Genomic DNA, 19,090 nt, shown 5'->3' on the forward strand with positions numbered 1-19,090 from the left:
TGCCCCGGAGGTCTGTTGCAGGCCATTGCTCATCCTGCCGCAGGGTCGGCGTTGGTTACAGGCGTCTTTCCAACGGGTGTTCAATTGCACCTTCTGGAGATTGGGGTTCAGGCAGTCTAGCTTTCGCCGTATCACGCGGATCCCTCGACGCGTCACCCCATACGCCTGGGCCTGACCGCCGGTTTCCTGCCATGCTGTTGTCCCCGTTTTTCCTTTCGGATCAAGGTAAGGCATCAGATCCAGAGACGTACCTCCAATCTCTGCCCGCTGCGCGAGCGATACGACACTGCACCTCGTGGCGCAGGCAATGCTTGAGACCTGTGGATCGGCCGAGGAAGGGCGTACCTTCCCGGTGATCGAGTAGCGGTCTCAAACAGGCCGACGTTGGCGCGTCGGTCGGGAAGGCACGCCCTGATGCTCAGCGTAGTCCCTGATCCTGCTTCCGGTGACAACGACCGCCCGACTGCGGCCGAGGGGTCGTTGATCGACCAGATCGTTCGCGAGGGTGCCCGCCGGATGCTGGCCGAAGCCCTGCAAGCCGAAGTCGACGCCTACATCGCCGCGTTCGCCGACCAGCGCGATCCGGACGGCCGTCGCCTGGTGGTGCGCAACGGCTACCACCAGCCGCGTGAGGTGCTCACCAGTGCCGGCGCGGTGGAGGTCACCGCGCCGCGGGTCAACGACAAGCGCATCGACCCGGACACCGGCGAGCGGAAGCGGTTCTCTTCGGCGATCCTGCCGCCGTGGGCGCGCAAGACCCCGAAGATCACCGAAGTGTTGCCGCTGTTGTATCTGCACGGCCTGTCCTCGGGGGACTTCGTGCCCGCCCTGGGGCAGTTCCTCGGCAGCGCGAAGGGCTTGTCCGCGGCGGTGATCACCAAGCTGACCGAGCAGTGGAAGGCCGAGCAACGCACCTTCGCCCAGCGCGATCTGTCCGATGTGGACTACGTGTATCTGTGGGCGGACGGGATCCACGTCAACATCCGCCTGGAGGAACACAAACTCTGCCTGCTGGTCATGATCGGAGTCCGCGCCGACGGCCGCAAGGAGCTCGTCGCCCTGGCCGACGGTTACCGCGAATCGACCGAGTCGTGGGCCGATCTGCTGCGTGACTGCGCCCGGCGTGGCATGTGCGCCCCGGTGCTCGCGGTCGGTGACGGGGCACTCGGGTTCTGGGGTGCGTTACGCGAGGTGTTTCCGGACACGCGTGAGCAGCGCTGCTGGTTCCACAGAAGCCGTAAAAGATCAACTTGTTGCTTTTTGGATCTTAGGTTCGTTGGTGTTGTATGGCGATCTTGGAAGAGGCACTGTCCCAGCTCCAGTGCCGGTTCGCGGTGCTGCTGCCGCACCTGAACGAGCGGCAGCGGCGGTTAGCCGTGGCGGTCGAGGCTCGGTTGCTGGGGCATGGCGGGGTGCGCACCGCGGCCCGCATGGCCGGGATGAGCGAGACCACAGTGCGCCGTGGGGTGGGGGAACTGGAGGCAAGCGTCGAGCGGCTGCCCGACGGTCGGGTCCGAGCGTTGGGTGGTGGTCGTAAGTCGATCGAGGAAACTGATCCCACCGTGGTGACGACCTTGCTGAGGATGGTCGAGCCGGACGAGCTGGGTGATCCGGAATCGCCGTTGCGGTGGACGACGAAGTCGTTGCGGCACTTGGCAGCGGAGTTGGCCCGGCTGGGGCACTCGGCGTCGGCACCGACGGTCGGCCGACTGTTGAAGTCGGCCGGATTCAGCCTGCAGGCCAACGTCAAAACCCTGGAGGGCGCCCAACATCCGGATCGCGATGCGCAGTTTCACTACATCAATGACCAGGCCAAGGACCATCAGGCCAGCGGCGAGCCGGTCATCAGTGTGGACACCAAGAAGCGGGAACAGTTGGGGCGGCTGCCGATGGCCGGGCGGGAGTGGCGGCCCAAGGGCCAGCCGGTCGAGGTGGAAGATCATCACTTCTTCTTCACCGGCCCAGATGTGCAGCAAGCCATCCCGTACGGCATCTATGACATCGCCCGCAACACCGGCTGGATCAACGTCGGCGTCGACCACGACACCGCCGTGTTCGCGGTCGAGTCCATCCGCCGCTGGTGGAAGGCACGCGGCAGCCTCGACTACCCGAACGCCACGCGGCTGTTGATCACGGCAGATGCTGGTGGCTCCAACAGTCACCGCTATCGCGTGTGGAAGAGCGAGTTGGCCGCACTGGCCGCTGAGACGGGGCTGGCGATCACAGTCTGCCATTTCCCGCCGGGCACCTCGAAGTGGAACAAGATCGAGCATCGGCTGTTCTCCCACATCACCCTCAACTGGCGGGGCCGACCGCTGACCAGCCACGAGGTCGTGGTCAAGACCATCGCGGCGACCCGCACCACGGGTGGGCTGCGGGTTGAAGCAGCCCTGGACACTGGCGATTACCCCATCGGCGTGTCGATCAGCAAACAACGCTTCGACGCCCTGCCGCTGAAGCGGCACGCCACCCGCGGCACCTGGAACTACACCCTGCACCCGCAGCCTGTCTCATGTTCCAGCGACGTCGTTGCGGTCGGCGAGCAGGACGGACCGGCCGATCGCCGCCGAGCGATGCTCGCCCGGCTGGCCGACCTCCGGCTGACCGGCCTGACCAGCACCGAACTGGACCAGTTGTCCGCCGCGGTGGCCCAAGCCCAAGCCGCTCGGGCACAGCAACGTTATAGCGAGCAGCGCGGCGGCCGAGCCCGCCGGGCGACCGGCAAACTCCGCGGCGGCAAGCCGTTGTTCGACGATGCCGACCGCCTGCTGCTCACCCTGATCTACCAGCGTCAAGTCTGCTCCATGAACGTGCTCGCAGACCTGCTGGAGGTCACCAACACCTGCATCGGCGATCTGGTGAAGGAGACCCGCGACGTCCTCGAAGACCACGGCCACAACCCAGGAGCGGCCTCGGTGCGGTTCGCCGCCGCTGATGACCTGCTCACGTTCCTCGATGAAGGAATCCACCCAGCTCGCACCGCGATCATTGAGGCTCTATCCAATCCGGCCCTGACCGGGATAAGCCGAGACGAACTGAACGACCTCACCGAACGGCTCGCGTCCCGACAGGCCGCTCACGCTGAACGTCTCACTCATCAGCGCCGTGGCGGCCCCCGCCGGCCCGGCGCCCGAAGTGGTGTCTTTCCCCAGAAGATCAGCAACAGTGAACGCATCCTGCTCACTGTCTTGTATCTCAGGAAACTGTGCACATTGGACGTTCTTGCCGACGCTCTCGGCGACGTGAGCCGCTCGGCCGTCGCCGGTGTCATCCGCGAGACCCGGCCACTCCTGGAGCGCGACGACTGTCTCCCATCCCCGGCGTCCACCCGTTACCGCACCGCCGCCGAACTCCTGGCCTCGACGGCTTCCTCTCCGAACCCAGCGGAAACCGACACGCCGACAAGTTGATCTTTTACGGCTTCACAAGATCGGGAACATGTTGTCCGCGTTGCCCAAGACCGCGCACCCTGGCGCGAAGAAGGCCCTCGCGGAGATCTGGAACGCCGAGGACAAACGGCACGCCCTGGCCGCGGCCAAGGCGTGCGACGCCGCCTACGGCGCGAAATTCCCCAAAGCCGCCAGCAAGATCACCGATGATCTCGACGAACTGGTGGCGTTCTTCGACTTTCCGGCCGAGCACTGGGTCCACCTGCGCACCACCAACCCGATCGAGTCCACCTTCGCCACCGTCCGGCACCGCACGAAGGTCACCAAAGGCCCCGGCTCCCGGGCAGCCGGCCTGGCCATGGCATTCAAACTCATCGAGTCCGCACAAACCCGCTGGCGCGCGGTCAACGCACCCCACCTCGTCGCCCTCGTCCGCGCCGGCGCCCGTTTCGACAACGGCAAACTCGTCGAACGACCCGACGAACAAACCTCATCCACCGCAGCCTAAAAGATCTTCATCCACAGGTCTTGACTATTGCTCCGGCAGACATCGGATCCGCCACAACACCCCAGAGGCGACGGGTTCTACGTGACCGCTCTGATTGACTACGCCCGGCGAGTGGCCATGGTTGCGGACGAGGCCGCGGTGACGGCCCCACCAGACCTACGGGGGCGCGCCAGACGGGACCTGGCCACGGCGATCCGTGCGCTGTGTAGATCCCCCCTCAGCTGGGCGGATACAGCCGTGCTCAGCGGGCATGCTCGAGTGCTTGTCCTGGACGACACCTTCTTGCTCGCCACGCCGCTCTACATCGAATACGAACACCACCGCTAACCGCCGCCTTGAGGACGGCAGGCGGAGGCACCTTTTGTCAAGCGGACAGGGTTGACGTCGGCCCGATTTGGTGAGCCGTGCCCCGGTCAGGGTGCCGACGAGAGAACCGGGGTGGAGGCGGTGTCGGTCGACGCGTGGGCCGCCCGAGCGGCAGCAACTGCTTGGCAGCGAACTGGACGCCAACGACAGGCGCGGCGCACCGCTAGCGCTGGTCTGGTTTCGCGAGCGGTTCGGTGTCGCCGAGACCGAGCACCCAGGTGAAGCGTGCGAGGTCCTCTCACGTTTCTGGCGTCATCGACCGGGGCCACGCTGGACATCGACGAATACGACCTGAGCGACGAGGACGATCGCACCCCCACCCAGCTCCTCAGAGGGCAGGTTAAACGTCAAGCTCATCGGGGTGCCCCACGTCCATCACGGTGACTGTCCGGGTGGCGTCGGGGTGGTTGGCGGCGAAGCTGAACGCCACCATCGCCCCGATGTCGTGGCCCACAATGTCCACTGTGGAGTACCCGAGCGAACGCACGAGCTCATAGATGTCCCGCGCCATGGTCTTCTTGTCGTAGCCGCCAGCGGGTTTGTCCGTGCCGCCCTGGCCGCGCATGTCCACTGCGATCACCCGGTGACGGGCCGCCAGGGCGGGCATGATCTTGCGGAACTCCCACCAGGTCTGCGGCCAGCCGGGCAGCAGCACGACCGGTGTGCCGCGGCCACCGGCCACATAGTGCATCCGGATGCCGTTGACTTTCGCGTAGCCGCTGCGGAAACCCGGTAACGACCGGGCCAACGCCTCATCGGACGGACTTTGGTCCGCCGATGCCGAAGCCGTCTGGTCGGTGGCCGCGAGGACCGCGGTGGCCGCGCTGAGCGAGAACAGGTTGCGCCGGTTGAGACCCATGGATGATCACCTGTAGGAGCGGTAGAAGGTGCGCAGGTCCTCGGCCAGCAGGTCGGGCGCGTCGGTCCCGGAGTAGTGCCCGCCGCGGTCGAACTCCGACCAGTGCACGATGTTGTGGTCACGGTCGGCCAGCTGGCGGATCGCCTTGAAGTCGTTGGCGAACACGGCGACCCCGGTCGGGATCGTGCCGCGTGCGGCCGGTTCGGCGCTGTGGTGCTCGTTTTCGTAGTAGAGCCGCGCGGACGAGGCCGACGTGTTGGTGAACCAGTACAGCGACGCGATGGTGAGCACGAAGTCGGCATCGAGCATCTTGTCCACCTCGGCCGGGTGGTCGCCGAAACCACGCACCAGGTCCAGTATCCAGGCCAGCTGACCCACGGGCGAGTCGGCGAGCGCGTGCCCGAGCGTCTCCGGGCGGGTGGACTGGATCTTGTTGAAGCCCGAGTGCTCGTCCATGAACCGCTGCAGGAACGCCAGCCTGCCGTACTCCTGCGGGCCGAAGCCCTCGAACTCGGTGGGGTCGCCGCTGGGGAACGAGAACACCTGGGTCACGTGCACCGCGGTGACGTGCTCGGCGTCGATCTGGCCCAGCACCGGCGAAACCATCGAACCGACGTCGTTGCCCGCTGCGCCGTAACGGTTGTAGCCCAGCCGCTGCATCAACTCGGCCCACGCCTTGGCGATCCGCCCGGTGTTCCAGCCTGCCTCGGCCGGCACGCTGGAGAAGGCGAAGCCGGGCACGGACGGGATGACGAGGTGGAACGCGTCAGCCGGGTCGCCGCCGTGGGCGCGGGGATCGGTGAGCGGGCCGATGACGTCGAGCAGTTCGACGAAGGTACCCGGCCAGCCGTGCGTCAGGATCAGCGGGAACGCGGCCGGCTCGGGCGAACGCACGTGCAGGAAGTGCACGTCCACGCCGTCGATCTCGTTCTTGAACTGCGGGAAGCTGTTGATCCGCGCCTCGTGGGCGCGCCAGTCGTAGTCGTTCGCCCAGTACTCGACGAGCTCCTTGAGCGCGTCGAGTGGGACGCCGCGGTCCCAGCCGGGCAACGGCGTGGAGCTCCACCGGGTACGCGCCAGGCGGTCGGTGAGGTAGTCGATCTCGGCCTGCGGGATCTCTGCCGCGAAGGGCCGGATTTCGGTGTTGTCGCTGCTCATGGCCATAGCTTGGCGTGCGTGCGGGCAGTTCGGTGAGAGGTGATCCCGCCAAGGAGCGTCGGTTTCAGGACAGACCGAACGTCTCCCGGTAGGCCGCCGGGGCGACGCCGAGCAGCTTGCGGAAGTGCGGTCGCAGCGCGGCGGCCGAGGTGAAGCCGCAGTACCGGGCGATCTGGTCGACCGGCAGCACTGTGGACTCCAGCAGGCGCTGCGCCCGGATCACGCGCTGGTGGGTCAGCCAGGTCGCCGGGGCGGTGCCGGTGATCTCCCGGAACCGGCGGTCGTAGTTGCGTCTGCTCATGTGCGCGCGCTTGGCCAGCTCGTCCACCGGCAGGTTCGTGTCCAGTTTGGTCAACGCCCACGCCATCGTCTCGGTGACCGGGTCCTCGTCGTCGAACTCGGGGATCGGTGACTCGATGTACTGGGCCTGCCCGCCTTGCCGGTGCGGCGGCAGAACCATGCCCTTGGCCAGTTTGGTGGCCACATCCGCGCCGCAGAGCGAGCGGATCAGGTGTAGTCCCAGGTCCATTCCGGCCGCGCCACCGCCGGCCGTGAGCACGTCGCCATCGTCCACATAGAGCGCCGCCGCGTCGACTTCGACCTGCGGATACATGTCGGCCAGCAGGCCGGCGAGGCCCCAGTGCGTCGTCGCCGACCGGCCGTCGAGCAGACCAGCCGAGGCCAGTACGAACGCGCCACTGCACAGGCCGACGATTCGCGCGCCGTTGGTATGGGCCGTCCGTAGCGCATTGAGCACGGGTTCGGGCGGGCTTTCCTGCGGAGACCGCCAGTTCGGCACTATCACCAGGTCCGCGGTGCGGATCGCGTCGAGGTCGTAGGGCACCGGACAGGCCAGTCCACCGCCGGTCAGCGTCGCGTCCGGTTCACCGCTGACCACCCGTACGTCCAAATCGGACAGTTCGCCGTGCGCGGCCGCCATGTCGAACACACCGAAGGCGAAGGACATGATGCCCAGCGAGACACTGTCGAACACCACCACGGCCAGGTGCCGTACGGAGATCTGCTCGGCCACAGCAGGGTCGATGACGGCCATCGTGTTGTCACGGCTCATGTTGGTCCCCAGTTCTCGCCACCCACGAACATGGCGATCCTAGGGCCCGGTACACCGCCTTTGACCAGCCTTTTCAGCCCTGCCTGAAACCCTGACGGGGGCGAAGAGCCAACCGGATCACGGCAGTTCACGGACAAGCTTGACCAGCGGGTCCCCGTTCGCGCCTGGACCCGCCGGCCGGGCTGGTCAGGGAATGGTGATCACGGGAAGTTTCCTTCCCTGGACGGTGATCGTGACTGTTGTCCTGACACGGGGGTCGTAGGTCAGGATTTGGGTGTAGCGGCCGTCGTAGTGGCTGAGCAGCTCGCCCTTCTCCTGCTGGGGGTAGACCACGCCGTCGGACGGTGTGGGCGTGAAGGGGACGAACCGGCCCTGGTCGGTGGTGAACTTGACCTCGCTCGCCCGGAACGGGCCGAGGCGTTCACCGCGGGAATCCATTGGTGTCACGGTGATCGCGACGGCCTGGCGTTCGCCGCGGACTTCGACGGGCTTCTGCTCGACTTTGGACGCTGCCGGGTCGACGCCGACTGACACCCACAGTGTGCGGGTGGCCACTCGCAGGAACGGGTTGCCGTCCGGTGTCTGGCCCGTGATCGTGAAGCGCCAGGTGTAAAGGCCTTCCTTGTCCAGCTTGTCGTAGGTGTTGGTGTACGTGCCGTCGTCCGGGACTCCGTCGCGGTGACGGCCGTCGTCCCAGAGTTCGTCGGTGCCGTCGCGGAAGAAACCCTTGGGCGTCTCGACCGGCAGTTCGTGGCGATCTTTGCGTTGCAACAGTGCGTTGAGCATCGCTGCCTTGGGCGCCAACGGGTCTGGGCCCGACTGGTTGCCCGGCTTGTAGCCGGAGCCGTTCGCCGACAGGAAACTGCCGAGTCCCTCGCCGGGCCTCGCCAGCTCGACGCGCACCTGGGAGCGGGGGACCGGTGCACCGCCCGCGGCGATCTGACATGTCAGCAGAGCCCGCTGCCCGGTGGCGTAGCGGTCCCGGTCGAACCGGATGTTCGCGGTGAGGAACAGATCCACCAGGGCCAGCAGCCTGCCCGCCCCGATCGGCACCCGGGTCGTACCGTCCGCCAGGTACTCCTCCACCCGCCAGGTGCTCGCGGGCACTGGCGAACCAAGGTGAGCTTCCAGGTCCACCATGACGATGCTGTGGCCCCCGCGGTCTTCCGTGGTGATTCCCGTGCCCAGGGCCGCTCCGGGCCCGGCCACCTGAAGCTCGGGTCCGCCGCCGACAGAGCGATAGACCTTCATCCTGTTCGTCGACGGCCTCAGCAACGCGATCGCGAGCCGGTGTTCACCGGCACTGACCGGGAACGGGTCGTTGGGATTGGGCGGCGTGAGGTCCTGGGCTTCCAGTGCGTGGCCGAACATCTGGCCGAACGTGGACATGAGCTCATTGGCCTGGATGGGTTTGTACAGCCCGCGGTGTTCCCCGTTCTCGTTGAGATCCACCAGCGCCGAATCCTGCACCGAGGCCTTCGGGCCCAGACCGACCGTGTAGATGGCCAGCGTGTTGTTCACGGTCGTACGGGCCGGAGTCGACACACGCGCGGCGGTGAAGTTCGACGTGGCGCCTGGCGGTACGGGGGAATCATCCTCAATGACGACCGCACCGCTGTTCTCGAAACCGTCAGTCATGTGCAGGATCACGTACCGGTCGTCAACGGTGCCGCCGAGGGCCGCGAACTTGTCGATGGCCGTGACCAGCGAATCGCCGATCGGCGTGCACCCGCCCGGCATGCCGAGGTCGAGCGTCTGGACGTCCAGGTCCGTGACACCGCCGAGATTCCCGCTCTTGGGCACCAGGATCTCGATCGGTGCGGCGGTTTTGTTCTTCCAGCCGCAGACGTTCGCCTCGAAGACCATGATCCCGGCCTTGTCGGTCGTGCCGGTGATCCCGCCGCGCAACCCGATCCACAGATCGGCCCAGACGTGCGCTGCCTCCACCGCGAAGTCCCACCGGGTCTTCGACGTGCCGGGCATGGTGGCCAGCATGCTGCCGGACCGGTCGAGAACCAGCAGCATGTGCTGGTTGCGGGGCTTCACCGGGAGAGTGACCACGCAACTGGCGACAGGCTCGGCCCCGTCGGCGAGCATGTTGGCGTTGTCGTCGTAGAACGCGGTCAGTCTGTAGTCGATGTTCAGCGGGCCGTACACACCCGGAGCGATGAACGCAGGCGAGGGCGCGATCGTCGCATTGAGCGGGGCGGTGGCGACAGTGGCGCTGAACAGGGTGCTCGGTGGTGGCGCGCTGATCGTGGACGGGACCTGCTCCCAACGGGCGCGTAGGGGCGGCGGGGCCGGTGTCCCGGCCGGACCCACGCCAACCGGGACGGTGGTGTAGTTGGCGGTGCCGGTGAGGGTGATCGGGGACTTCTCGAGCAATGGGCTCAGGGCTGGTGTTGTCACCACCGGGTCAGCCAGGACCCTGGTGATCTCGGCGGTTCCGGCGTTGATCTGAAGCAGTGCTGTGGCGGGCGGCACTACACCGCTGACCCGTAACTGCCAGGTCGTGTGGAACGGGTTCGTGGCTGTGATGGTCACGAGCACGACGGAACCACCGGCGCCTGCCGCGCCGGCGCTGTCCACCGTGCGGGTGCCGTTGTTGTTGGTCGGGATCATGCCGGTGGTCGACAGGCTGATGGGCGCGCCCGCGCCTTCGGTGAGCGTGACCGTGGCCGCCACCGGGCAGTGCAGTTCGAGTTCGGCCGTTGTGCCGGCGTCCAGGTCGATGTCGAGGTAGAACCAGGCGTTGGCCGAGTCACTGACGGTGTAGGACGAGAATCCCAGCGCGTTGGGGGCGATCGTGGGTGGCATTGGCGGGCCTTTTCCTTAGATGGCTGTGATGAACTGTTTGGTGAAGACCGCGAGGTTCCCGGTGCGGCTGCTCAGCCAGAACAGCAGCACCACGCCGCCGGGGCCGATCACCGGGAAAGGCTGGGTCTCGGTGGCGGTGGAACCGGTCATCTGGCGGGCGGTTCCCCAACTGCTGCTGGCTTTCAGGTAGCGCTGCAGCCAGATCGCCGAGGTGTTGCTGGGCGTCTGTGCCTGGCTCCAGAACAGCCAGACCGCGCCGTCGGTGCCGCGAACCGCGCTCGGCCTGGCCACAATCGAACCAGTGGCGGCCGAGCCGCTGACCGCGACGGGCGGCGGCGTGACTGCCCAGGTCGCCGCCGCTGGTAGCCGGATGCGTTGGTAGGAAACGGTTGCCGCCGTATCGGTCCCGGCGCGCCAGAACACCCAAATGGCCTCGCCTCCGTCAGCGAGCACAAAAGGCTGTTCATTCGCGGTGCCGGTCGACATCGTCTGCTCGTCGATCTGCAAGGTCGACGGGCGCAGGCGGACCATGCGGATGCTGGCGTTGCCACCGCCGTCATCGGCACGGAACGCTGCCCAGATGTCGCCGGTGTCGTCCACTGCGGCCGAGAAATCGCCGATACTACCGGACAGCACTGTGGCGTTGGTGGCCGAAAGCTGTTGCGGGCCGGCGTCGACGAACGTGTTGTCGGTATGCCGCCAACGCCGGTACATCCAGGTGCGGGTGGCGCCCAACTGCAACCAGAAGAACACCACAAGGTTGCCGGCGAGCACGGCGTACGGCTGGCGGTCGGTTGTCACGGCGGCCGCCACGGGGATTTCCGCAGCACCGGCCAACGCACTGGGTGTTCCGCGTCGGGCGACGATGTCCGTGCTTCCGGTTTCGTATGCCACGACCAACTCGCCGGTCGGCAGCGTCACCGACGCCGGGAACGCATGGGCTGTCGGACCGGGCGTGAGCTGGACCGGCAGGTTGCTGGCTGCCGCGCCGGGGGAGGACAGCGGCCAGCGGCTGAGGAAGACCTGGTTGATACCTGCGGCCCGGCGGGAGTGCCAGAGCGCCACGATGTCGTTTCCCACAACCGAGAACGCGGTGGACATGAAGTCCTGCGCGGCGGCCGGTGCGAGCACAATGTCGGCGGTGCTGGGCAGTTCACCCCGCAGCAACGCGTTGATCGCCTCGCGCAGGCTCGTTGTCGGTCGGTTCTCGCCCCGGCGGTACGCATCCGGGCTCGTGCCCAGCACGTCCTCGATCAGCGTGCTTGGCGGTACGAGCAGACTGCGCGGGCGTACATCCGTGACCGTGCTGACGGCCGCGGCCCCGGCGCGGCGGTTGAGCCTGGCCAGCGCACAGTAGGCGTGCCCGGCCCGGAAATCCGTGTCGCCCGGGGCCGGGACTTTGTCCAGGCCGGGGCGGACCCGGATCGCCCACTCCCGCCGCGTCCGGACGCACGACTCGACGCCGATCAATGGATTGATGAGCGTGTCGTCCTCGGCGGCGGTGACTTCGCGTTCCCAGACATCCAAGTACACCAGGTCATCCCGGTTGCTCGACGGCGCCGACAGCGGCGGCACCACGGGAACGCCCCACATGGTGGCCAGAAGGTTGTTGTTGAACAGAGGTTGTGAGCTGTAGGTCAGGCGACCTTCGGCGATCGCGTCCCGGCCGTCGACCAGACAACGGCCCGCTCCCTCAGGCGTGCCGTCGCCGCCCATGACTGTGAAGTCGTCGCCCGTGCCGGCCGACGCGTTCACCCTGGTGACAGCGCCGTTGATCACGTTGATCACCTCGGCCGCGGTGGCAGCGTTGATATTGGCGAACGAGGCAGCGTTGAAGGTGACCGTCTCGTTGGCAGCTCCGTCGGCGCTGATCGCGAGCGTCATTCCTGCGGTCAGCGCGAATGGTTGCGCAGCGTCACCGGTCAGCTGTGCGGGAGAGCCTGTGCGTGAGGTGGCGCGGTTGCCCGGAAAGAATCCGAGGGCCGCTGCGGCTGTCGACGCCGCGATGTCGACGGCGACCGACGAACGAACCGGCCCGGCTGCCAGCGAGGTCAGCCGGACGGTCCCGACGCCGCCACCGGCCAGTGGCGCGATCCGGAACCCGTCGTTGCCCGCCGGGACGCCGTCGCCGACGAACCACTTCAGGAACGCCTGCAACTCGTACTTGCGGATGTCCTCAAGCTCGTTCCAGTCCGCGTCCACAATGGGCACGCCCTGCTGCAGCCGGACACCGACATAGTGTTTCATCCGGTCGAATGTCGTGCGGGAGAAGTCACCCACGGCTGTGCTCCTAGCTCGGGCTGTTGATCAGGATGACGCGGACGTGCGCGGGCAGGACCGCGCGCAGGCTCTCTTTGACCTGCTCCAGCTGGCCGCCCCGGGCCGCCTGGTGCGGCAGGTCGATCGCCGTGCCGAGGAAGACTCCGACAACGTCGTAGCCGTACCGGCTGTTGCGTCCGGTGGCGTAGGAGTAGGTCGCGAAGTCGTCGAGACGACCACGTAACTGGGTTTTCGCCGTATCGCGAGTGTCCACAGTGGTACTACCGGAGTAGCGCCGGTCCACGGTCCTGGTCGCCCGGTAGACCTCGCTGGTGTAGGTCACCGGCCGGTTCGACCCGCTGAACACCCAGAGACCGGTCGCGGTCAGCAGCGGTATCGGGCCGCGCTCGGCGTACGGGCCGCTGCTCACCGCGTCGGGCGCGGCCCAGGTACCGGCGACTGGGTCGAATGTGCTGTGCCACAGCGACCAGGTACCGCTGCGGTTGGACGAGAAGAACACTTCCATCCGCCCCGCCACGACCACCGGCGCGGGCTCACGACTGTCCGATGCCAACGGCGGAGTCAGCCGGGTCACCGGGCTCCACCCGGCTGCGTCGGGGGCGAGCGTGCTCTTGGTGCGGTACGCGATCATCCACTGACCGTTGGTGTCTCGCCTTGCCCAGAACAGCCAGAGCCGCGCGGGCGAGCCGCTCACTCCGCCGATCGCGATCGGATCGTCCTCGACCCGGGGTGCGGCGCCCCCATCGAGCGGGAACGTCACCGGCGTGCTCCACGTCGTCCCATCACGCCTGGCATAACGGACGACCCACGTGTCCACCTGCCGCTCCTGCCAGAACAGCCACACGCCACCGGTGTCGTCCGCAGCCACTGCGGGGCGTCGGCGCTGGACGCCAGGAGCGCCGAACACGACATCGTCGGACCAGTTCCCGCCTTCTCTTGTCCGGTACCGGATCTCCCAGTTGTCGCGCACCGAGTCGTACGCCGACCAGAACACCCACAGTCGCGTTCCCTGCACGACGGCGGACGGGTGCAACTGCTCAGTTCGAGCGGGCGAAAGCGGCCTGCTGGGGCCGAACGTCTCGGCGGCTGCCGACTTGAACCACAGCTGCCATCGTCCACTTCGGAGAGTGTGGTAGAACAACCATGACGTGCCGTCGCTGCTGCGAGCAGTAGCCGGCCTTCCCTGGTGGCTGAAGTCCAGTGATAGTGGTGCTTCGGGTGTGGTCCACGTCGCCCCGGTGCGTTGCCGTGCCCAGATGTTGAGCCGTGGCGGAGCGTTGGAGTGCGCCACGTTCGCGGCGTATTCCTTGGTGCGGCTTTCCCGGCCGAGGATCCGCTTGACCGTCGCCTCCAGCGTGGGAACCAGCCCGACCACTCGATACACCGCAGGGGCGGCACGCAGTTCATCACGTTGCGCGGCCAGGTCGACGCTCACATCGAGCGGCCAGTTGATCCACTGGGCGAGCAGTGGCAGCAACGCGCCGTCGGCCTGGTCGATATCGTGCTGGTCGAGCACTGCCTGGGCGAAGCCGCGAAGCTGATCGAGTTGCCCACCAGGCAGGTCCAGCAGCCTGCGCAGGGTGTTCTGTGTGTCGTAACGCCGATACAAAGCAGGCAGCAGGTCGTACATCTGCCCGGCGTAGCCGAACGGCGAAGTGGCCAGTGCGGACACCCGGTTGCCGGGGTCGATGTCGAACACCGGCGGGCCGCCGGAGAACGGGAAAAGCGTGTAGTAGTAGGTGGTTTCGCCGCGCAGGCCGGTGTCCAGGGCCTGGGTGAGGCCAGTGCCGTGCGCGACCACTGTGCCATCAGTGGGAGAGGCAGGGTAACGGGAGGTCCGGCGCACCACTCGAACGCCCGGGAAAGCAGCGGGTTGTGGATTCTCCCACGTCAGGGTGATCCGATTGGCTGCCGGGCCGGCGGTGGCGGTCAGGGCACGCAGGCGCATCTCAGTACCCACCCTCCATGATCAGTCTGATCCCGCCCTGGTAGTCCGAGGCGGCCGGGGCGACAGGGATCTCGTTGGGGCCCAGCGACAGCCGGCCGGTGGGCTCGACCGTGCCCGCGGGCATGCTGTCCAGCCGGAACTCGGTCACGGTCGTGAACACGACCCCAGGGACCGACTCGATCGCCTCGTAGACCTTGCTGAGGTAGAGATTCTGTCCGAAGTCGACAGCCGAGAACGCCAGCAGACCTCCTGCGGTGATCCGGATGGCCTCCGCCACGGCGGTTTGGGCGTAGAAGCTGTCCACCCCGACGGTCGCGGTCACCCACACCGGGACGTAGTCGACATCGGCGATCTCGACCACAGTGGTGATCGGCCGCTTGTCCGCGAAATACGACAGCAGGGCCGCCGCCAGCACATCACTGACCTGGCCGCCTTCGTCGGGCGCCACGAAGAGCGTGATCACGTTGCGGCGGTCCGCGCTGGCCCGGACCTTGCCGACGCCGTTGACGGACAGGGCGAGCGCTCGATAGTCCTCAGTGGTCACTGCCCGTTCGAGGGAACGGAACACCGCGGGTGCGTTGTCCACGGCGTGCTCGATGCTCTCCCGGTCGGCACCGCCGGTCGCGGGCGCGGGGTTGAAGACCCGGGCACCAGCAGTGGCAAGGGCGGGCGCGTCGGCCACTGTCTTGATGGTGTTCGCGGCGACGTTGCCGAGGGCGCCACCGCCGACTCGGTAGGTGACGCGGATCGTGCTGCCGAGCGGCGGGATGAAGCCGGTGACCCGTCCGTCGCCGAACCGGAGTGTCGCCCGGTCGTTCTCGTCGATGTCCACTGTGAAGTCTTGTTGTGAGCGGCTGAACGCCAGACTGCGCTGGAACGTCCACGCTTGAACGACCCCACCGAGTTCGCTGCGCACCACGATGTCGTCGGTTCCGCGCAGGATGACTCCTGCCCGCAGCAACGGGAATCGCTGACCAGGGGAGCCGTCGGACGCGCCGGCCACCTCGTCTGCCACGATCCGGCCTTCCTCGACAGGGATGCCGTCGGCATAGATCTTGCGTGTCGCGTCTGCGGGATCCGGCGGAAGTGTGCCGAGATCGATCGTCAGCGGTGCCGTTCCGTTGTACTCGAAGCGAACGCTTGGCCGTCCAGGCTGGCTCGCGGTGGCGAACGCCGCGCCACGACTGACCGTGACCGATCCGGTCGCCGACTGCGGCACAGTGACCGTCAACCGCGTGGCAGCCGGGACCGCGGTCGTCATCCGGTACCCGATCAGATTCAGGTGGTTGATCACACTGCGCCGGGTCTGCGCTGTGGCGAGAAAACTCTCGTTGGCCACCCGATCCTGGTAGTAGCTCAGGATGTCGCCCATGTGCGCGAACAGTTGCAGCAGCGCGTTGCCGAAGTCCGCCTCCGCGGTGTACTCGGTCCATTCCGGCAGCTTGTCGGGGATCAGTGCCCGCATCGCCCGCAGGATGCTGTCGTAGTCACGCGCCATGTAGTCGATGACCGGGCGGTTCTCGGGCATGTTGATTTCGGCCATGGCTGTCCTTTACCGGAACGACACGCGTAGGGCGAACGGGGTGAGGTCGGCTCGTCTGGTGTACGCGACCTCGACGGTGACCAGCCCGTCCTGGGCGGAAACGTCGACGCCGTCCACGACGATCTCAATGCCCAGCCATCGAGTGAGCGCTTGGCCGACAGTGAACTCCAGCGCGGCGGCGAGTACGCCGTCGTCCGGCTCGAACACGAGGTTCATCAGCCCGCAGCCGAAATCGGGCAGGTTGACCCGCTCGCCGGGGGAGGTGAGCAGCACCTGGACGATCTTCGCCCGGAGCGCGTCGTCGCCCCGGCCGACCGCCACCCGGCCACCCGTGTCGATGGCGAACGGGAATCCGAACGCAGCCCCGGTCATTTCACACGTCCTGTGCCGTTGTTGTTCTGGCTGAGCGCCACCGCGACCGCCGGGGTGATGGCGACGCTGTGGAAGTGTGCGTTGGGCGCTGCCGTCCCGGTGTTGCCGGAAACAGGTACGTTCACCGTGCCCGAGACGGTCACACCGTTGATCTCCATATTGGACACGAGATGATCGATCACACCTTTGGCGATGGCGAAGGCGAGCTTGCGCCAGCCGTCACGGGCGGCGTCGAGCGCTTGTTGCGCACCGGGTTTGGCCGGGTCGGTGGCGTTGTCCACCGCGGCCTGCAGCGGTGGCGACAACAGCGCGTCGAGCTGTGCGAAGATCGCCTGGCTCATTCCGGCGTTCGCTTCCGGGGTACCGATGGTCAGGCTCATCTATTCCACCATGTGTTTCGTCGACAGCGGGACGTCGAGGTTCATCGGCGAGGACGGCGGGGATGTCGGCGCGCCCAGGTTGCCCACGTGCGTGTGGGTGGCCAGCGACATGATGAACGACATCACCTGCGTTTTGAACTGGTTGCCGAGCACGAACGGCTCTGCCGCACCCGAACCGCCGACCTTGACACCGCTTGACCCGACCACGATCTCGGTACCGCTGCTTTTCACGGTGACGCCGCTGGACGCCATCGTTATCTCGTTGCCGCCGGCGCCGTCCTTGATGGTGATCCCGTTCTTGTCCAAGGTGATCACGTTTCCGGTGGCCGCCTCGACGATGGTGACGAGCTCCTCGGAGTCCTTGTCCTCGAACTGGATGGTGTGCCCCCGGGCGGTCTTGAGGATCTTGCGGGTGGGCGGGTCCTGCGCGGAGCCGTCCACTGTGGGCAGTTCGGTGCTGCCGCCGGGCTTGCTCCAGAAGGTGCCGGTCCAGATCGGGAACTCCAGGTCGCCTTCCTCGTACTCGACCCAGACCCCGGCGTCGATCTCCGGGATCATCAGGAACCCTTGATCGGCCGCCCCGCCGTACGGCACGCACGCGGTGGCCCAGCCGGTCACCACGTCAGGCCCGGTGACGCTCGGCACTCGTACCCGCAGCCGGCCGAGCTGTTCGGGATCGGCGTTGTCGACCACCAGTCCCCGGTACTTGCCGAAGAACCGGTGATCCAGTCGCTGGGCCAGGCCGGCCACCACACGTTCCACCGTCACAGCAGTCCTCCCAACAACCCTGTGTCACCGGCGAACTGCTCGTCGCCGGTCGGCAGCAGTCCGTTGCGCCTGGCTTGGAATCGCTGGATGTAGCCGTCTGTACTGAACTCGTGCGACACATGCGACACGTAGTAGACGCCACTGTGCGTCGCGCCAACGCCTTTGACTGTCACTGTCCGCCGCGGTCGCAGCACATGCCCGTAGTGATTGGCGAGGACTTCGCCGTCCGCGCGGACGAACCACTCGCTGGCGTCGAAACCGCTCTGGCACAAAGCGGTCAGTTCGGCCTCGCCGGTTGTCACGGTTTGGGCGAGCACGGTCTTGGCGGCCGGAACACCGCCTTTGAGTAATGCCGCGCTGCCGTTCGCACCGAATGCGGGCTGTGTGGTCGATTTTGCCGTGACGTCCACGATTTCCTTGGTGGTACGGGACAATTGGGCCATCGTGTACTCGGTCGGCGTCGCGGGGTCGACCTGAACGGTGAACCTGCGCAGTGTCGTGTCGTCGCCGAAGTGCGCAGCGAGCACCGGTTGAGGCGGTTCCGTCAACTGTGGCGGGCGGAAGAATCCGTTCGTCCCTTCGACGTAACACTCGAAACCGTTGCGCAGCGCCAGTCTGGCGAGAAACTGGATGTCGGTCTCCCGCTGGATCACTGTGGAGACGGCTTCGTCGTGACTGACTGGCGTGTCCTCGACCTGCGGGGTGAGCTCGTGGGCGAGGAAGAGCTCGCTCGCGATGTCGCTGTCCCGCCGGTTCGGCCAGTCCTTGCGGACCTGTGCGCGGTCCATCAGCACACTGCGGTCCATTCCGCGGATCTCCAGGGTGCAGGCGGACGGGTCGGCTTCGAAGGCGGGGCGGATGTGCGTGATCACGCCGTCGATCAGTCCATCCGAGCTGTCGAACCCGGCCGAGATCCGCACCGGCTGCCAGGCCGTGAGCCGCTCGTCGTCGACCAGGGCCCAGGTGCCGTCCGGCTGGTTGGCCATGGCCAGCCGCAGCGTGAACATCGCCGCCAGTTCGTCGTCCAGCTCGACCTGGAGACCGAGCACATTCTCGTACAGATCGGTGGCCTCGGCGCCACCGATCTCGATGCGAAAGGTCTCCGCCCGCATGCCGGCTAGCCCAGGACGTCCGGTGGGATGACGATCTGCTTGCCGGTCCGGCCGGACTGCTTGGCCGCCACGGCGGTGAAACCCTGTGCCTGCATCGCCGCGGCGAGGGCCGGTACGGTGACGTTGAGCCGGTTGAACGTGACCTGCACAGTCGCGGCGCCGTCCAGCACAGCCTGTGTCACGCCGACCATCCCGGTCAGCGCGCGCAACAGGTTCGGCCACTGTGGACTGGCGGCGGTGACCTCGAAGCGGTATGTCACAACCGGTTCGGCGCCCAGAAGTTCCTGCGGTGACAGGATTTCCGGGTTGGCGTCACAGATCCGCCACCAGTTGCGCGGCTGCCGGTAGTAGTGCGCCGCGAGCCCGTCGAGCCGGTCGCCCTCAGTGATCGTGTGCTGATACCGGCCGGTGGCTGTCGCGGCGACACGCAACGCCTTGGCCGACAGTCTGCGGCCGTCGGCGCCGGTCGTGGCGACGTCTTCGAGCGCCTGGTAACGGGAGATTCTGGCGAACATGGC

General features: G+C 66.9%; 14 protein-coding genes and 2 pseudogenes. 4 read left to right on the top strand and 12 right to left on the bottom strand.

Features of this window, described 5'->3' with window-relative positions; translation table 11 throughout:
- Window positions 1–414: 414 nt before the first annotated feature.
- From JOF56_RS34235 to JOF56_RS34250, 4 genes and pseudogenes are all read left to right on the top strand, one after another.
- Window positions 415–1,233: pseudogene (locus JOF56_RS34235) on the top strand (IS256 family transposase); the annotation flags it as partial.
- 53 nt (window positions 1,234–1,286) lie between these two features.
- Window positions 1,287–3,410, top strand: a complete 2,124-nt coding sequence (locus JOF56_RS34240; protein WP_209643580.1) for an ISAzo13 family transposase — start codon at window positions 1,287–1,289, stop codon at window positions 3,408–3,410.
- Window positions 3,411–3,423: 13 nt separating this feature from the next.
- Window positions 3,424–3,897, top strand: a pseudogene (locus JOF56_RS34245) (transposase); the annotation flags it as partial.
- A gap of 81 nt (window positions 3,898–3,978) precedes the next feature.
- Complete coding sequence (locus JOF56_RS34250; RefSeq protein ID WP_209643581.1) at window positions 3,979–4,224, top strand: hypothetical protein; 246 nt, start codon at window positions 3,979–3,981, stop codon at window positions 4,222–4,224.
- A gap of 379 nt (window positions 4,225–4,603) precedes the next feature.
- Here JOF56_RS34250 and JOF56_RS34255 read toward each other — a convergent pair whose 3' ends face one another.
- The 12 genes from JOF56_RS34255 to JOF56_RS34310 form a co-directional block, all read right to left on the bottom strand.
- Entirely contained in the window at window positions 4,604–5,122 is a 519-nt protein-coding gene (locus JOF56_RS34255) for an alpha/beta fold hydrolase (protein ID WP_209643582.1), read from the bottom strand.
- A 6-nt stretch (window positions 5,123–5,128) separates the two neighbouring features.
- On the bottom strand, window positions 5,129–6,280 hold the full coding sequence (locus tag JOF56_RS34260; protein ID WP_245378502.1) for an epoxide hydrolase family protein: 1,152 nt from the start codon (window positions 6,278–6,280) through the stop codon (window positions 5,129–5,131).
- 64 nt (window positions 6,281–6,344) lie between these two features.
- The gene (locus JOF56_RS34265; RefSeq protein WP_245378503.1) at window positions 6,345–7,352 is read right to left on the bottom strand and encodes a GlxA family transcriptional regulator; all 1,008 of its coding nucleotides are present in this window, start codon (window positions 7,350–7,352) and stop codon (window positions 6,345–6,347) included.
- A gap of 186 nt (window positions 7,353–7,538) precedes the next feature.
- Entirely contained in the window at window positions 7,539–10,169 is a 2,631-nt protein-coding gene (locus tag JOF56_RS34270) for a choice-of-anchor X domain-containing protein (RefSeq protein WP_209643584.1), read from the bottom strand.
- A 15-nt stretch (window positions 10,170–10,184) separates the two neighbouring features.
- Complete coding sequence (locus tag JOF56_RS34275) at window positions 10,185–12,449, bottom strand: DUF6519 domain-containing protein (protein ID WP_209643585.1); 2,265 nt, start codon at window positions 12,447–12,449, stop codon at window positions 10,185–10,187.
- 10 nt (window positions 12,450–12,459) lie between these two features.
- A complete protein-coding gene (locus tag JOF56_RS34280; RefSeq protein WP_209643586.1) occupies window positions 12,460–14,397 on the bottom strand; it encodes a hypothetical protein in 1,938 nt (645 codons plus the stop codon).
- Between the two features lies 1 nt (window position 14,398).
- A complete protein-coding gene (locus JOF56_RS34285) occupies window positions 14,399–15,940 on the bottom strand; it encodes a baseplate J/gp47 family protein (RefSeq protein WP_209643587.1) in 1,542 nt (513 codons plus the stop codon).
- Between the two features lie 9 nt (window positions 15,941–15,949).
- Complete coding sequence (locus JOF56_RS34290; protein WP_209643588.1) at window positions 15,950–16,312, bottom strand: GPW/gp25 family protein; 363 nt, start codon at window positions 16,310–16,312, stop codon at window positions 15,950–15,952.
- Complete coding sequence (locus JOF56_RS34295) at window positions 16,309–16,692, bottom strand: hypothetical protein (protein WP_209643589.1); 384 nt, start codon at window positions 16,690–16,692, stop codon at window positions 16,309–16,311. The genes JOF56_RS34290 and JOF56_RS34295 overlap by 4 nt, the downstream gene beginning before the upstream one ends.
- Complete coding sequence (locus JOF56_RS34300; protein WP_209643590.1) at window positions 16,693–17,460, bottom strand: phage baseplate assembly protein V; 768 nt, start codon at window positions 17,458–17,460, stop codon at window positions 16,693–16,695. It abuts the gene before it with no gap.
- Window positions 17,457–18,572, bottom strand: coding sequence for a phage late control D family protein (locus JOF56_RS34305; protein ID WP_209643591.1), 1,116 nt, complete (start codon window positions 18,570–18,572; stop codon window positions 17,457–17,459). Before JOF56_RS34305 ends, JOF56_RS34300 begins: the two co-directional genes overlap by 4 nt.
- A 5-nt stretch (window positions 18,573–18,577) precedes the next feature.
- Window positions 18,578–19,087, bottom strand: coding sequence for a hypothetical protein (locus JOF56_RS34310; protein WP_209643592.1), 510 nt, complete (start codon window positions 19,085–19,087; stop codon window positions 18,578–18,580).
- Window positions 19,088–19,090 lie beyond the last annotated feature (3 nt).

Source organism: Kibdelosporangium banguiense (genome assembly GCF_017876405.1).
GTDB lineage: Bacteria > Actinomycetota > Actinomycetes > Mycobacteriales > Pseudonocardiaceae > Kibdelosporangium > Kibdelosporangium banguiense.

Excerpts from the sequence above, each read along its gene's own strand:
- JOF56_RS34265 (WP_245378503.1), bottom strand. The coding sequence starts at position 7,352 with ATGAGCCGTGACAACACGATGGCCGTCATCGACCCTGCTGTGGCCGAG.
- JOF56_RS34255 (WP_209643582.1), bottom strand. The coding sequence starts at position 5,122 with ATGGGTCTCAACCGGCGCAACCTGTTCTCGCTCAGCGCGGCCACCGCG.
- JOF56_RS34305 (WP_209643591.1), bottom strand. The coding sequence starts at position 18,572 with ATGCGGGCGGAGACCTTTCGCATCGAGATCGGTGGCGCCGAGGCCACC.
- JOF56_RS34310 (WP_209643592.1), bottom strand. The coding sequence starts at position 19,087 with ATGTTCGCCAGAATCTCCCGTTACCAGGCGCTCGAAGACGTCGCCACG.
- JOF56_RS34260 (WP_245378502.1), bottom strand. The coding sequence starts at position 6,280 with ATGAGCAGCGACAACACCGAAATCCGGCCCTTCGCGGCAGAGATCCCG.
- JOF56_RS34290 (WP_209643588.1), bottom strand. The coding sequence starts at position 16,312 with ATGACCGGGGCTGCGTTCGGATTCCCGTTCGCCATCGACACGGGTGGC.
- JOF56_RS34240 (WP_209643580.1), top strand. The coding sequence starts at position 1,287 with ATGGCGATCTTGGAAGAGGCACTGTCCCAGCTCCAGTGCCGGTTCGCG.
- JOF56_RS34270 (WP_209643584.1), bottom strand. The coding sequence starts at position 10,169 with ATGCCACCCACGATCGCCCCCAACGCGCTGGGATTCTCGTCCTACACC.
- JOF56_RS34295 (WP_209643589.1), bottom strand. The coding sequence starts at position 16,692 with ATGAGCCTGACCATCGGTACCCCGGAAGCGAACGCCGGAATGAGCCAG.
- JOF56_RS34285 (WP_209643587.1), bottom strand. The coding sequence starts at position 15,940 with ATGGCCGAAATCAACATGCCCGAGAACCGCCCGGTCATCGACTACATG.
- JOF56_RS34280 (WP_209643586.1), bottom strand. The coding sequence starts at position 14,397 with ATGCGCCTGCGTGCCCTGACCGCCACCGCCGGCCCGGCAGCCAATCGG.